10 protein-coding genes are annotated in these 14,977 nt (G+C 71.3%); 7 read left to right on the top strand and 3 right to left on the bottom strand.

Annotated elements, in window-relative coordinates; all coding sequences use genetic code 11:
- Positions 1–34 precede the first annotated feature (34 nt).
- Together recQ and ACFVAJ_RS10705 are read right to left on the bottom strand one after the other, a co-directional pair.
- Entirely contained in the window at positions 35–2,086 is a 2,052-nt protein-coding gene (gene recQ, locus ACFVAJ_RS10710) for a DNA helicase RecQ (protein ID WP_376943909.1), read from the bottom strand.
- Between the two features lie 91 nt (positions 2,087–2,177).
- Entirely contained in the window at positions 2,178–3,080 is a 903-nt protein-coding gene (locus ACFVAJ_RS10705; protein ID WP_376943907.1) for a MurR/RpiR family transcriptional regulator, read from the bottom strand.
- 88 nt (positions 3,081–3,168) lie between these two features.
- Here ACFVAJ_RS10705 and ACFVAJ_RS10700 point away from each other — a divergent pair, with 88 nt between their 5' ends.
- Genes ACFVAJ_RS10700 through ACFVAJ_RS10675 form a run of 6 tightly spaced genes read left to right on the top strand, consistent with a single transcriptional unit; the run spans position 3,169 to position 9,487 of the window.
- Positions 3,169–4,362, top strand: coding sequence for a C45 family autoproteolytic acyltransferase/hydolase (locus tag ACFVAJ_RS10700; RefSeq protein WP_376943905.1), 1,194 nt, complete (start codon positions 3,169–3,171; stop codon positions 4,360–4,362).
- Entirely contained in the window at positions 4,359–6,002 is a 1,644-nt protein-coding gene (locus ACFVAJ_RS10695; RefSeq protein WP_376943903.1) for an ABC transporter substrate-binding protein, read from the top strand. Before ACFVAJ_RS10700 ends, ACFVAJ_RS10695 begins: the two co-directional genes overlap by 4 nt.
- A 2-nt stretch (positions 6,003–6,004) precedes the next feature.
- On the top strand, positions 6,005–6,955 hold the full coding sequence (locus ACFVAJ_RS10690) for an ABC transporter permease (RefSeq protein WP_376943901.1): 951 nt from the start codon (positions 6,005–6,007) through the stop codon (positions 6,953–6,955).
- Positions 6,952–7,809 carry an ABC transporter permease gene (locus ACFVAJ_RS10685; RefSeq protein ID WP_376943899.1) on the top strand — a complete coding sequence of 286 codons (858 nt, stop codon included), beginning with the start codon at positions 6,952–6,954 and terminating at the stop codon, positions 7,807–7,809. The genes ACFVAJ_RS10690 and ACFVAJ_RS10685 overlap by 4 nt, the downstream gene beginning before the upstream one ends.
- Entirely contained in the window at positions 7,806–8,591 is a 786-nt protein-coding gene (locus ACFVAJ_RS10680; RefSeq protein ID WP_376943897.1) for an ABC transporter ATP-binding protein, read from the top strand. Before ACFVAJ_RS10685 ends, ACFVAJ_RS10680 begins: the two co-directional genes overlap by 4 nt.
- Positions 8,588–9,487, top strand: a complete 900-nt coding sequence (locus ACFVAJ_RS10675; protein WP_376943895.1) for an ABC transporter ATP-binding protein — start codon at positions 8,588–8,590, stop codon at positions 9,485–9,487. The genes ACFVAJ_RS10680 and ACFVAJ_RS10675 overlap by 4 nt, the downstream gene beginning before the upstream one ends.
- A gap of 61 nt (positions 9,488–9,548) precedes the next feature.
- On the opposite strand, the gene ACFVAJ_RS10670 is transcribed toward ACFVAJ_RS10675, so the two are convergent.
- Positions 9,549–13,820, bottom strand: a complete 4,272-nt coding sequence (locus tag ACFVAJ_RS10670) for an ExeM/NucH family extracellular endonuclease (RefSeq protein WP_376943893.1) — start codon at positions 13,818–13,820, stop codon at positions 9,549–9,551.
- A gap of 247 nt (positions 13,821–14,067) precedes the next feature.
- On the opposite strand from ACFVAJ_RS10670, the gene ACFVAJ_RS10665 reads away from it, so the two are divergent.
- Positions 14,068–14,976, top strand: a complete 909-nt coding sequence (locus tag ACFVAJ_RS10665) for an EamA family transporter (RefSeq protein WP_376943891.1) — start codon at positions 14,068–14,070, stop codon at positions 14,974–14,976.
- The last annotated feature ends 1 nt before the right edge of the window (position 14,977 follow it).

Raw genomic sequence — 14,977 nt, 5'->3', positions numbered from 1 at the left:
CGACGCGACTCGGTCGGAGCTCGGGTGAGCGGCCTCAGGCCGCGGCGACCACCGCGAGCAGCGCCTCGCCGTAGGCCTCGAGCTTCTTCGCGCCGATGCCCGTGATGCCGTCGAGCTCGCCGAGGCTCGCCGGCTTCGCGACCGCGACCGCCCGCAGGGTGGCGTCGCCGAACACGATGTAGGCGGGCACCCCCTGCTCGCGAGCCTCGCCCGCACGCCACGCGCGAAGCTGCTCGAAGAGCTCGGCCTGGGCGGGCTCGAGGTCGGCCGCCGCGGGCGCCGCTTTGGCGCCCCGCGAGCGGGACGCGCGTTCGACCTCGGTGCGCAGCATCACGCTGCGCCGCCCCGAGAGCACCTCGCCGGCCGCGTCGGTGATGGTGAGCGTGCCGTACTCGCCGTGCGTCGCGAGCAGCCCCTGGGCGAGCAGCTGGCGCACGACGCCGCGCCACTGCTGGTCGCTGAGATCGGCGCCGAGCCCCCACGTCGAGAGCGAGTCGTGGCCGTACTGGCGCACGCGCGGCGTCTCCTTGCCCCGCAGGATGTCGATGAGGTGTCCGGCCCCGAACTTCTGGCGCCGCTCGCGCTGCAGTCGGACGATCGTCGACATGAGCTTCTGCGCGGGCACCGTGCCGTCCCACGAGGCGGGCGGCTCGAGGCAGGTGTCGCAGTTGCCGCACGGCTCGCTCGCCTCGCCGAAGTACGCGAGCAGGTTCTGCCTGCGGCACTGCACCGTCTCGCAGAGCGCGAGCATCGCATCGAGGTGCGCCGACAGCCGACGTCGATGCGCGAGGTCGCCCGGGCTGTCGTCGATCATGCGGCGCTGCTGCACGACGTCTTGCAGGCCGTAGGCGAGCCAGGCCGTCGCGGGGGCGCCGTCACGACCCGCGCGGCCCGTCTCCTGGTAGTACCCCTCGACCGACTTCGGCAGGTCGACGTGGGCGACGAACCGCACGTCGGGCTTGTCGATGCCCATGCCGAAGGCGATCGTCGCGACGACGACGACCCCGTCCTCGCGGAGGAAGCGGTCTTGAGTCGAGCGTCGAAGCTCGGGGTCGAGCCCGGCGTGGTACGGCAGGGCGTTGACGCCGTTCGCGGCGAGGAAGGCCGCGATCTTCTCGGTGCTCGCGCGGCTCAGTGCGTACACGATGCCCGACACCGGCCTGCCCTCGGCGTCGACGCCCTCGCTGCGCACGAAGTCGAGCAGCTGGCGGCGCACCTCGAGCTTCGGCGCGATGCGGTACTGGATGTTCGGCCGGTCGAAGCTCGAGACGAAGTGCTTCGCACCGCCGAGCGAGAGCCGCTCGGTGATCTCGCGATGCGTCGCCTCGGTCGCGGTCGCGGTGAGGGCGATGCGCGGCACGTCTGGCCAGCGCTCGGCGAGTTCGGCGAGCGCGAGGTAGTCGGGGCGGAAATCGTGGCCCCACTGCGCCACGCAGTGCGCCTCGTCGATCGCGAACAGCGACACCGCGCCACGGGCGAGCAGCTGCTTGGCACCCTCGGTGTTCAGGCGTTCGGGGGCGATGTAGAGCAGGTCGAGCTCGCCGTCGAGGAAGGCGCGCTCGACGGCGGCGCGCTCACCCGCCTGCTGGCTCGAGTTCAGGTACGCGGCCCGAACGCCGTTGCGCACGAGCGCGTCGACCTGGTCGTGCATGAGGGCGATGAGCGGCGACACCACCACGCCCGTGCCCTCGCGGAGCAGCGCCGGAATCTGGTAGCAGAGGCTCTTGCCGCCACCGGTCGGCATGAGCACGACCGCGTCGCCGCCGGAGGCCACCTGTTCGATGATCTCGGCCTGCTCGCCGCGGAACGCGTCGTAGCCGAAGACCGTGTGCAGCGCCTCCTGGGCGCTCGCGAAGCGAGCCGGTGCGGCGGTCGTCGCCCGCTGCAGGCCGGATGCCGCGGTGCGGGGCGGCTCGGTCGAGGAGCTCGCCGCGACGCGGCCGGTCGGGGTGCCCCAGTCGACCGGTCCGCCCGCGTAGTCGTCGGGCGGAGGCGGCGGCGCCCACTCGTCGTCGGGCGGCGGAGCGAGTTCGTCGAGGCTCCACGCGGCCTCTTCGGCCCGATCGGGTTCGGCGTTCCAGCTCACCCGTCGAGTCTAGTGAGCGCCGCCGACGCGGCCGCCGGGCGGCCGGATCGGGGGCGACGCCGAGGCATCCGCCGCCTGTTGAGGAGGGAGGTCAGTACCCCAGACGGGACCGCAGCACGGTGAGCGCGTGCGACGTCTCGACGGCGAGCTCGGGCGCGAGCGCCGAGACCGACTGGGCCAGCACGTCGGCGACGAGGATCGAGGTCAGCACCTCGGCGGTGAGGCCCGTCGGCGTGTGCGGAGCGGTGAGGGTGACGGCGACCCGCGAGGCGAGGCGCTCGTGCAACTCATCGGTGACGAGCACCGAATGCGCGCCGACCTCGCGGGCGCGACCGACGATCGCGTCGAGTTCGGCGTTGACGCGTCCGGGCGCGAAGAGCACGACGACATCGCCGCTGCGCAGCGGCAGCAGCGCGTCGGCGAGGCGGAAGCCGTCGGCGTCGAGGTGTCGGGCCGAGCGGCCGGCCCGACCGAGGCGGAGTGCGAGGTGCGTCGCGGCGACGGCGGAGGCGCCGACGCCGTAGGTGTAGACGTGCCCGGCGCGCGCGATGAGGGCGGCCGCCGCCGTCACCGCCTCGGTCGACAGGGCCCTCCGGGCGAGCTCGATCTGGTCGCGCGCCTCGTCCCAGACGCTCTCCGCGAGCCGACCGGTGTCCTCTCCGGCGTGGTCGAGTCGCTGACGCACCCGCTCCTCGGGCGACACCGCCTCGGTGAACGGCGCGGCGACCCGGCGCTTGAGATCGGCGAGGCCGGCGTACTCGAGCTTCTGCAGGGTACGGATCACCGTCGCGTTGCTCGTGCCGGTCTCGGCGCCGAGCTCGGCGGCGGTCGCGAACAGCAGCCGCTCGGCGGGGCTGCCCGCGAGCAGCCCGCTCACCGCCTGCTCGGACTTCGAGAGCCCGTCCCACGCGTCGCGCACGCGACTCCGCAACTCGATGACGCCAGGGTTGCGCGTATCGGTTGTTACAGACTGCGAGTCGTGTGTATCATTCATTTCACGAGCATCCTATCTCGTAACGATCATTCCAACGAAGACGCCGGTGGTCCACATGCTAACCGGCATGGAAGGGACGCCGCCGTCCATGAGCACCACCATCCGCACCATCGAGGTGAGCGGCACGCCGTTCGAACGCGGCGAGCAGTACGGCGCCGCGGCGACCGACCTCATCGACGCGGCGATCGGCTACTACGCGGAGGCGTTCGGCCAGCAGTCCGGCCTCACCTGGTCGGCGGTGCGCGAGCAGGCCGCCGGATGGCTGCCCCGCTGCCGTGACGCCGCACCCGACATCGTCACGGAGCTCGAAGGCGTCGCCGCGGCCAGCGGCCGCGACCTCCTCGACCTCATGGCGCTCAACGTGCGCGGGGAGATCATCTACGACCAGGGCACACGTCCCACTCCGCACCCCGAGCAGGCCGCCGAGGAGGAGCGCGACTCGAGCGACGGCTGCACGAGCTTCTCGCTCGCGCACGGCGCGTCGGGCGACGGTCACACCTACGCCGGCCAGAACTGGGACTGGCGGGCGGGCACGCAGGGCACGGTCGTCGTGGTGCGCGTCGTGCAGGACCCGCTGCCGACGCTCATCATGCAGCTCGAAGCCGGCCAGATCGGCCGCCATGGCGTCAACTCCGCGGGCATCGCACTGAACGCCAACGGCCTCGGCGGCCGATTCGCGGGCACGAGCGGCCTGCCGCAGACGTTCATCCGACGGATGGCCCTCAACCAGTCCGAACTGCCCGACGCGATCAACACCCTCGTGCGCACCGATGCCCACATCGCGAGCAACGCGCTGCTCACGGATCGCTCGGGATTCTCGATCGACCTCGAGATCACCCCGAGCGGCATCGACTGGGTCTACCCCGTACGCGGCCTGCTCGTGCACGGCAACCACTACCAGGCATCCGTGCCGCCGCAGCTCGCCGGCCGCTACCGGCCCGTCTCGGCCGACTCGCTGTTCCGCGTGCCGCAGGCGCGCGCCGGTCTCGAGCGCGTGCGCGAGGCGCACAGCCGCGACGAGGCCCTCGGCGCCATCCGTGCCGCCATGAGCGACCACCTCGGCTACCCCGAGTCGGTCTGCACGCACCCCGACGAGCGCCGGCCAGCCGTTCGGCAATGGTCGACGCTGCTCTCGAGCTGCGTCGACCTCACCACCGGCGACTACTTCGTCACCAACGGGACGCCGTGCGACCACCCCTATGAGATCCTGCCCTGGAACGCCTTCGACGGTCCGGGCTCGCGTTACACCACCCCCACCCTGCCAATGGAGGCACACCGATGAACACCACCTCGCCACGACGATTCACCCTCGTCGCGGTCGCCGCGGGCGCAGCGATCGCCCTCGCCGGCTGCACCGCCGACGGCGCAGCGCCGACATCCGCCCCGGTCGCCGAGCTGCCGTTCGGCGCGACGACGCCCGCGGCATCCGGTCCCGTCGAATCGGTGACCTGGATGCTGCCCGCCGAGCCCGCGACGTTCGACTTCGACATCGACAGCGGCGCCGCCGAGAACACCGTCTTCGCGAACGTCTGCGAGCGACTCATGGCCGTGCAGCCCGACCTGACGACCGTGCCCGGCATCGCCGAGAGCGCCGAGTGGGTCGACGACACGCACGTCGTGTTCACGATCCGCAGCGGCGCGACCTTCCACGACGGGAGCGCGGTCACCGCCGACGACGTGCTCTGGAGCATGCAGCGCCACGCCGCCGAGGGCGCCGACGAATCCGACGAGTACGCCAATGTGACCGCCATGGAGAAGACCGGACCGAACGAGATCACGGTCACCCTGAAGCAGCGCGACGCCATCTTCATCCAGGCCATGGCCGGCAACGGCGGCATGGTGCTGAACCCGCGCGTCGTCGAGGCGCAGGGCGACGACTACGGCGCACCGGGCACCCCCGACGCATGCTCGGGCCCCTACACGCTCGGCGAGTGGAAGCCGGGCACGAGCGTCACGATCGAGAAGGCCGAGAACTACTGGGATGCCTCACGCGACGTGCTCGCGGACGAGATCGTCTTCCGCTGGGCCGACCCTGCCGCGGTCGTGAACGCGCTCACCGCGGGCGAGGCCGACGGCTCGTACCTCGACTCCCCCGCCTCGGCGATCCCGCTGCAGTCGGTCGACGGCGTCTCGCTCGCGCAGGGGCCCTCGACGAACGCGTGGGTGCTGCTCGCCACCGAGCGCGGGGCGCTCGCCGACGAGCGCATCCGGCAGGCGCTCTCGCTCGCCCTCGATCGGTCGGGCATCGCGAAGGCGGCGTTCGGCGACCTCGCCCAGCCCTCGAAGACCCCGATCGGCTCGGGCGCCTGGGGCTACGAGCGCGACGCCTTCGAGGCCGCGTACGACGAGCTCGAGGGCGCGCCCGCGAGCCCGAGCGAGGCCGACCTCGAGCAGGCGAAGGCGCTCGTCGCCGAGGCCGGCGCCCCCGACGAGCCCATCGTGATCGCCAGCGACGGCGGCTCGGTGCGCAACGTCGTGTCGAACGCACTCGTCGCCGCGGCGAAGAGCATCGGCCTCGAGGCCGAGATCACGACGATCCCGTCGGCCCAGTACGGAGACTTCTACTCCGACGACGCGGTGCGCGGCCAGGCCGACCTGTTCAGCGACGAGTACTACATCTCGAAGAACGACCCGGTCGGCTTCTACAAGAACGGCGCCTCGACGGCCACGGTGAACTTCGTCGGCTTCGCCGACCCCGAGTACGACGAGCTCGTGCAGCAGGCGTTCGCCGCGACCGACGACGTCGAGCGCGCCGACCTCGCGATCGAGCTGCAGCGCCGCTGGGTCGAGGCGACCCCGTGGATCTCCGTGTCGCAGAGCCCCGCCACCGTCGCGTACTCGTCCGCGGTCACCGGCATGCCCTCGTCTGCCGCGTACCTCTACTACCCCTGGGCAGCCGACCTCGGCTCGTCCGAAGGCTGACCATGCTGATCGCGCTCAGGCGGGTCGCGGGCATGGCCGTGACGTTGGTGGTGGCCTCCTTCATCATCTTCGCGGCCATGTACGCGGCCCCGGGCGACCCGGTGACCTTCCTCATCGGCAACCCGGAGAACCTCACGCCCGAGCGCATCGCCGAGGTGCGCTCGGAGTACCACCTCGACGAACCGCTGTTCGTCCAGTACTGGCTCTGGTTGTCGGGCGCCCTCACCGGCGACCTCGGCGTCTCGTTCCAGTACCACCAGCCGGTCGCCTCGATCATGGCGAGCCGCCTGCCCGCCACCCTCTCGCTCGTCGCGTACGCGGCCGTCCTGTTCACCGTGGTCGGCGTCGGCCTCGGTGTCTGGGCGGCCGTGCGGCGCGGGCGGGCGGCCGACACCGCGGTCGTCGGCACGACGACGCTCGGGGCGTCGGTGCCGTCGTTCGTCGTCGGCATCGTGCTCGTCTCGTTCTTCTCCGTGCAGCTGGGCTGGTTCCCCGTGACCGGTGCGGGCGAGGCGGGGGTCGATCGCCTCTACCACCTCACGCTGCCCGCGATCGCGCTCTCGATCGGGGCGCTCGCGATCGTGAGCCGGGTGACCCGGCAGACGATGGTCGAGCAGTTCGACTCCGAGCACGTCGAGGCCGCGCGCAGCACCGGCATGTCCGAACGACTCGTGGTGCTGCGGCACGTGCTGCGCAACGCGTGGGGCCCGATCATCACGATGATCGCCCTCGTGATCGCGAGCATGCTCGCCGGCACCGTCGTCGTCGAGAGCGTGTTCGGCATCAGCGGCATCGGGTCGCTGCTCGTCGACGCGATCAACTCGCACGACTTCCCGATCGTGCAGGCCGTGCTGCTCTACATGGTCGTCGCGTACATGGTCGTCACGACGCTCGTCGACCTCCTCCTCCCCCTCCTCGACCCTCGGATCGGAAGCCGGGTGAAGACCTCATGACCACGACCGCAGCCGACGCGCTGCTCACACACGGCGGGCTCGGCACGCGCCGGCGCGATCCGCTGTACTGGATCGCCCTCGGGTTCCTCGGCCTCGTGGTGCTCGTCGCCGCGTTCGCGCCGCTCATCGCCCCGTACGACCCCGAGGCGATCGACTTCGCCGCGATCTGGGCGGCGCCGAGCGCCGCCCATCCGCTCGGCACCGACCAGCTGGGCCGCGACCTGCTGTCGCGCCTCATCATGGGCACCCGCGAGAGCCTCGTCGGCCCGCTCCTGCTGCTCGTCGGTGCGACGCTGCTCGGCGTGACCATCGGCATCGTCGCCGCGTGGAACGGCGGCTGGATCGATGTGCTGCTCGCCCGCATCACCGACGTGATGTTCGCCTTCCCCGGGCTGCTCTTCGTCGTGCTCGTGATCGCCGTGTTCGGCGAAGGCCCCGCGACCGCGGTCATCGCGCTCGCGCTCGCCTACGCCCCGGTGATCGCCAAGTTCACCCGCAGCATCGCACTGTCCGAGCTGGCGCGCCCCTACGTCGACGCGTACCGGGTGCAGGGCGTCGGCGGCGCCGCGATCGCCGCACGCTACGTCGTGCCCAACATGACGCCGGCCCTGCTCGGCTACCTCGTCGTGCTCTTCGGCGAGGGGCTCATGGGGCTCGCCACGCTCAGCTACCTCGGCTTCGGCGCCCAGCCGCCGAGCTCGGAATGGGGTCTCATGGTCCAGGAGGGACAGGACGGCATCGTGCTCGGGCACTTCGGGCCGACCCTCGTGCCGGGCCTCGCCATCGCCGCGGTCGTCGTCGCCGTCAACATCGTCGGCGTGCGACTCTCGGAACGGCTGGGGGCCCGCGCATGAGCCGGCTCCTCGAGATCACCGACCTGTCGCTGAGCTACGGCGACGCCCGGATCCTCGATCGGGTCTCACTGCACGTCGACCGCGGCGAGACCGTCGGCCTCGTCGGCGAGTCGGGCTCGGGCAAGTCGAGCACGGTGCGCGCCGCGCTACGGCTGCTGCCGCCGACCGCCACGGTCGAGGGCGAGGTGCGCATCGCCGGGCGCGAGGTGCTCACCGCCGACGCCCGGATGCTTCGCGGCATCCGCGCCTCGGAGGTGGGGCTGATCCAGCAGGATCCGCGCGGTGCGCTGAATCCGGTCCGTCGCATCGGCGACTCGCTCACCGAGCGGCTCGTGCGGGTGCACGGCGTCGGCCGCGCCGAGGCGAAGCAGCGCGGCCTCGGGCTGCTCACCGCGGTCGGCATCAGTCGACCCGAGCAGCGCTTCCGCCAGTATCCGCACGAGCTGTCGGGCGGCATGCTGCAGCGCGTCGTGATCGCCGGCGCGCTGACGACGCGCCCCGAGCTGCTGTTCGCCGACGAGGCGACCAGCGCACTGGATGTCACGACCCAGGCCGAGGTGCTCGCGATCCTGCGCGACCAGCAGCGCGAGCGCGGCCTCGGCGTCCTGTTCATCACCCACGACCTGCACCTCGCGGCGGCCTACTGCGACCGCGTGTACGTGATGCTCCGCGGCGAGATCGTCGAAGAGCTGCACGGCGCCGACCTCTTCACCGGGGCGACGCAGCCGTACACCCGATCGCTGCTCGACGCGGTTCCGAGCATCCGGGAGCACGAAGCATGAGCACCTCGACCCCCACCCCGCGCACGGCCTCGGCCCCCGGAGGCGAGCGCACCGCCGCCCTGCTGGAGGCGAGCGGGCTTCGACGCACCTTCGACGGCAAGCGCGGCGACGAGCCCGTCGTCGCGGTCGACGACGTGTCGTTCACGATCGCCAGGGGCGAGTCGCTCGGGCTCGTCGGCGAGTCGGGTTCCGGCAAGTCGACCATCGCGAGGATCGTCGTCGGCCTCGAGCGCGCCGACTCCGGCACCCTCACGATCGGCGGCGCCGACCGGCTCGCGAGCCGACGCGGACGGGCGGCACGCCTCGCGCACGCTCGCCAGGTGCAGATGGTGTTCCAGGACCCGTACGGTTCGCTCGACCGTCGGCTCACGGTCGAGCAGACGCTCCGGCACGCGATGCGCCTGCACCGGCTCGGCGACCGCGGGCGGAAGCCCTCGGCGCGCATGGCCGAGCTGCTCGATCGCGTGCGTCTCACGAGCACGCAGGCGGCGTTGAGGCCGCACCAGCTGAGCGGCGGCCAGCGCCAGCGGGTCGCGATCGCCCGTGCCCTGGCCGTGGAGCCGGAAGTGCTCGTGCTCGACGAGGCGGTCTCGGCGCTCGACGTCTCGGTGCAGGCGCAGATCCTCGAGCTGCTCGGCGAGATCCGGCGCGACTCGGGCATCGCGCTGCTCTTCGTGAGCCACGACCTCGCCGTCGTCGACGAGGTCACCGACCGCACCCTCGTGCTCCACCTCGGTCGCGTCGTCGAGCAGGGCCCGACCGGCGAGGTGCTGCGTGCCCCGCAGGACGCCTACACGAGGCTCCTCGTCTCGTCGGTGCCGGGTCCGGGCTGGGACCCGCACGAGGTGATCGAACGACGGGCGGCCTTCGAGCACGCGCGCAGCGCGGCCGACTGATCGACGGCATGAGGAAGGGGCCGGGTGCATTCGCACCCGGCCCCTTCCCGTCGGATTCGGGTCAGCCGACGTTGAGGGTGAACGAACTCGCCGTGCCGGTCGCGGCGACCGCGATGTCGAACACGGTCGGGCCGCTCGCGCCCGCGGGAATGGTGAACGTCACCGTCGCCTTGCCGATCTCGTCGACCGTCGGGGTGTAGGCCCGGTTCACCGCGGCCGTGGTCAGCTGCGTGCCGCCCTGCGAGACGACCACGGTGCCGGCGGCCGGCTCGTTGCGGCTGAAGTCGAGCGACGACAGCTGCACGGTGACCGACTCGCCCGGCGCGTACACGCCGTCGCCGACCACGTCGACGCCGACCGCGCGCTGGGCGTTGTCGGGCGTGGCCACGGGGTTGACCTCGAAGTAGTCGACCATCGACTCGAGGTCGATCTTGCCGGTGTCGGCGCGTCCCGTGCCCTGACCGAGGGTGAAGAAGTTGTCACCGCCGGCCGCGAGGAACGAGTTCGCACCCACGAGGTAGGTCGCCGCCGGGTCGATCGGCTCGCCGTTCAGCAGGATCTCGGTGATGTGCGATCCGGCCGGGGCGGTCGGGTCGTACGTGTACGTGAGCTCCTTGTTGACGCCGAGCTTCAGGAACGGTCGCGACGCGCCCGTGGGCTGCCACTGCTCCTCGAGCACCTTCTTGACCTGCGCGCCGGTGAGGTTCACCGTCACGAGGGTGTTCGCGAAGGGCTGCACGTTGGCGGCCTCCCGATAGGTGACCTCACCCGAAGCCAGGTCGGCGCGAAGGCCGCCCGGGTTCATGAAGGTGATGTCGACCGCGCGCGTGCCGTCCGCGTTGAGCGCCCACTGCTGCACGTCGGCCACGAGGTTGCCGAGCGTCGACTCGCCGCCGCGGTTCTCGGGGAACGACGAGGCTCCGTCGGGGTTCGACGCCACCGCACGACCGAAGTCGGCGCTCGCGGTGCCGAGCACGACGCTGCCGAGCTCGTTCGCGACCTCGACGGCCTCGTCGACGATCGGCTGCACCTCGGGGTCGGCCGGGTAGAGCGGGGTCGTCCCGTCCATGAGGCTGTAGATCTCGTTCGTCATGGTGAACGACTTCTTCGCCCGGTTGTACTGGATGTCCATCCGCGAGAAGCGCTCGCCGTACTGGCCGCTCGAGATCACCGGCATCGGCGCGTGGTCGAACTCCGCCGAGTCGTCACTGGTGATCACGTGGTTGTACGCCAGGTGGGTGTGGCCCGAGACGATCGCGTCGACGTTCTTGTTCACGCCGAGCACGATCTTGCCGAAGCGCGATTCGGGGTCGAGCGCCGAGACCTTCTCGGTCGTCGCCGCACCCTCGTGCACGAGGAGGACGACGATGTCGGCCTCGCCGTTCTGCTTCTTGCCGTCGCTGAGCTGGGCGGCCACGCGGTTGGCGGCCTCGGTCGGGTCGCCCACCGTGATGTCCTCGATGCCCGCCGGGCTGACGAGCGAGGGCAGTTCGTCGGTGACCGCGCCGATGAAGCCGATCGTCACGCCGTCGAACGTCTCGGTGTAGTACTCGGGAAGGGCCGGCTTGCCCGTCTCCTTGTCGTACACGTTGGCGCCGAGGTACTCCCAGAGCGCGAGCGGCATCACCCGGTCGGTGAGGTCGGCGAAGCCCTGGTCGAACTCGTGGTTGCCGACCGCGCTGACGTCGAGGCCGGCCGCGTTGAGCGCCTCGATCGTCGGCGTGTCCTGCTGGATGAACGAGGTGAAGGTCGACGCGCCGATCATGTCGCCCGCGGCCGCGAAGACCGTGTTCGGGTTCTCGGCGCGGATCTGCTTGACCGCGCTCGACAGTGCGGCGATGCCGCCCGACGGCGCCGACTGCTCGATGCGCCCGTGGAAGTCGTTGACTGTCACGAGGTCGATGTCGACCGTGCCGGGAACGCCCTCGGAACCCACGCCGACGAGGATCGGATCGTGGTCGCTCGAGCGGAACTCCGTCGCCTCGGCGACGGTCTCGGCGGCGGGGCCCCAGTACTCGCGGCCCGCCCACTCGGGCGAGTTGATCGACCAGACCGCGGCCTTCGTCACGCGGTCGCTCGCGGCGGGCGAGGCGATCACGTGGTCGAGCGAGCCGAGCTCGCCGTCGAAGGTGTAGGTGTACTGGCCGCGCGCCTTGCTGAACACGAGGTCGTTCCAGCCCGCGTCCGTGAAGACCTTGATCGGGTCCTCCTTGGCGTACGAGTTGAAGTCGCCGACGAGGTAGATCGCGTTCTTGCGGCCCTCGGAGAGCTCGTTCGCGAAGTCGAGCAGCGACTCGGCCTGCGCCGTGCGCTCGTCGTTGAAGGCGTCCTGGCCGGGCTGCGGCGACGGGTCGGTGCCGCTCTTCGACTTGAAGTGGTTCGCGATCACGGTCACGAACTGCTTGCCGTGCTTGAACGTCTGGGCGATCGGCTCGCGCGCGATGTCCCACACGGTCTCGTCGATGATCGTCTGCGCCTCGCCGCTCGGCTTCACCGAGGCGGGCTTGTAGATGATCGCGTTCGTGATGACGTCGGTGATCGCGGGGTCGTGCAGCGATTCGGGCGTCTTCACGTACTTCCAGGTGCCGGCGCCGGCCGCGGCGTTGAGGCCCGCGACGAGGTCGGCGAGCGCCTCGTCGGGCTTCTCGCCGAGCGCGACCGAGTTCTCGATCTCCTGGAGGGCGACGACGTCGGCGTCGAGTCCGTTGATCGCCTTCACGATCTTCGCCTTCTGCACCGCGAACTCCTCGGCGGTGTCGGCACCGCGCGCCTCGGGGTTCTGGGACGTGAGCGTCGTGAAGTAGTTCAGCACGTTGAACGCGGCGACGGTGATGTCACCGCCGACGGCGGGAGCCGCAGTCGGCCGCAGGTTGGTGGGCGTGAACGTCGGCTTCGTCGAAGCCGGGCTCGCGTCGTTGATCGGCTGCGTCGGCTGCAGGCGCCACTCGTTGAAGCCCCAGCCCAGGACGTACCCGCCGGTCGGGAACTTCACCACGTCGCCGTTGCGGACGACGGTGCCCTTCGTGAAGTAGGGCTGGTCTCCCGGGTGGGCGGGGTTGTCGGTGCCGTTCGAGTTGCGCACGGCGATGCTGTAGCCGTCGTCGAGCAGGATGCGGCTCGCCTTGTTGGCCGCGGCGATGGCGTCGGCGGCGGGAGTGGCCGGGCGCTGCGTCTCGGTCGACTTGACCGGCAGGTTGGCCCCGGCGTTGAGCCACAGTTCGCCGAAGCGGTTGAGGTTGTGGCTCGAGATGACCTTGTAGGTGCCGCTCGGTGCGACGAGCATGCCCTCGAAGGCCTCACGGGCCGTGTTGCCGACCGCCGTCGCCGGCAGCTGGGTCACCGCGGGCACGCCGGCGCCCGCCTGCACGAGTTCGACGTTCTCCGCCTTCTCGGGCTTGACCTGCGTCTGGCCGTTGAACTCCTCGACGACGCCGGTGACCCGCACCTTGTCGCCGATCGCGACGGCCGGGTTCTCGCCGTGGAGGTAGACGAACACGCCGTCGGAGGCGTTCGGCGTGGTGTCGGGACCGGGCGTCTGGATGTAGATGCCGTCGTAGCCGCCCACGCGGTGGTCGGCGGTCACGACGCCCTCGGTGACGACCGCCTGGCCGACGAGCGGGCTCGATGCGGCTGCCGTGCCCTGGATCTGCGCGATCGTCTTCGCGACGGGCAGGACCGGTCCGCCGGGGCTGCCCGAGTTCTGCGGGGTCGGCGTCGACGCGAAGCTGAAGTCCTTCGAGTTGTCGTCGGTGTCCTTGAATCCGGTGCGCACGATGCTGCCGGGGACGGTGTTGTCGCCCTGGTATGCCGCGGCCGCGGTCTCGAAGTTCAGGGAGGTGCCGTAGCCGACGTAGTCGGCGACCTGCGCGTTGCCCACGACTGAGCCGTTGCCCGGGTTGATCGCACCGGGCACCTTGGCGAGGAAGAGCGAGCCGTTCGTGCCGCTCGGCGCGATCGAGAAGGTCGCGTCGGCGGTGGGCAGCGCGGCCCCGGTTCCGCCGTTGCTGTTGAGGCCGATGAGGTAGTAGCCACCCGACTTGATCGTGCCGCTCAGCGCGCCGACGCCGCTCGAGGCGCCGGTGCTCGTGGCCGAGCGGTACTGGATCGACCAGCCCGCGAGGGAGACGTCGGCGTTGGTCGGGTTGTAGAGCTCGACGAACTTGTTCTGGAACGGCTGGTTCGCGCTGCCTCCGCGCGCATAGACCTCGTTGATCACGACGCCCGAGCCGTCGACCGCGGCGACCGCGGGCGCGGCGCCGAGGAACCCGGCGACGAGCGTGCCCGCGGCGGCGAGGGCCACCGCGGACAAGCAGTTTCTGGTGAGACGTTGCATGACACTCCTCATCGAACGACCGCACCCCACCTCGGATTCGACGCTGCAGCGAGCACGCCGGCGGCGGGACGATTGCTCCGTAGCATATGACTGCCCTGTGCCGCTGCCAAGGGCTTTCCATCGCCCGCTCGCCGTGATTTCACGCGGAGTTCACGCCTCCTGCTCAGATGAGCAGATGACCTGTCGAGAACCGCACGGATGAGCAGTTCCAGCCCGCGGTGCGGGGCCCGATACGCTGAGCACCACCATGCTCACCGCCGTCCTCTCGCTCACCGGAGCGCTCGTGTTCGGGGCGGCGGACTTCCTCGGCGGGCTCGCCGCCAAGCGCATCGGCGCGGTGCTCGCCACCGCGGTCGCCTCACTCGCGGGCTTCGTCGGCCTGGCCCTCGCGACGCCGCTCTCGGGCGGCGAGTGGACCGCGGCCGACCTCTGGTGGGGCGCCGCGGCCGGGCTCGCGGGCGCCGTCGCGATCGGGCTGCTCTACGCCTGCCTCGCGATCGGCCCGATGTCGATCCTCTCGCCGCTCACCGCGGTCGTCTCAGCGATCGTGCCGATGCTCTGGGACTTCGCCGCCGGGGCGCGGCTCGGCCCACTGGCGCCCTGGGCGCTCGGCCTCGCACTCGTCGCGGTCGTGCTGGTCGGCTTCGTGCCCGAGCGGGGCGCCGTGCGGCCGAGCCTCACCGGCATCGTCATGGGCGTCGGCTCGGGAACGGCCATCGGCGCCTTCTTCATCCTCATCGACCGCACCTCCGACGACAGCGGCCTCGCGCCCCTCGCCGTCAACTGCGCGGTCACCGCGGTCGTCATGTTCGCCGTCGTCGGCGCGCTCGCGCTCCGCAGCCGGGCGACGCAGCGGACGAAGCAGGCGGGGATGCCGAGCGCCGACGCGCCGAAGGACGCCGATCCCTCCGCTCGGGGCCGGGCGCGGGGCATCCGTCTCGCCGCCGTCGGCGGTCTCGTCAACGCGGCCGCGAATGCCCTGCTCCTCTTCGGAATCCGCGCGGGTGAACTGGCCGTCGCCGCCGTGCTCGGCGCGATGTACCCGGCAGGCACGATCCTGCTCGCGGCGATCGTGCTGAAGGAGCGCATCGCGCCGGTGCAGTGGGCCGGCCTCGTGCTCGCGCTGGCCTCCGCGGCCATGCTCGCGCTCGCCTGAC

The organism is Agromyces sp. NPDC057679 (assembly GCF_042799635.1).
Lineage (GTDB): Bacteria > Actinomycetota > Actinomycetes > Actinomycetales > Microbacteriaceae > Agromyces.
The sequence above is the reverse complement of the archived record's forward strand: the minus strand, read 5'-3'. Positions and strand labels throughout refer to the sequence as shown.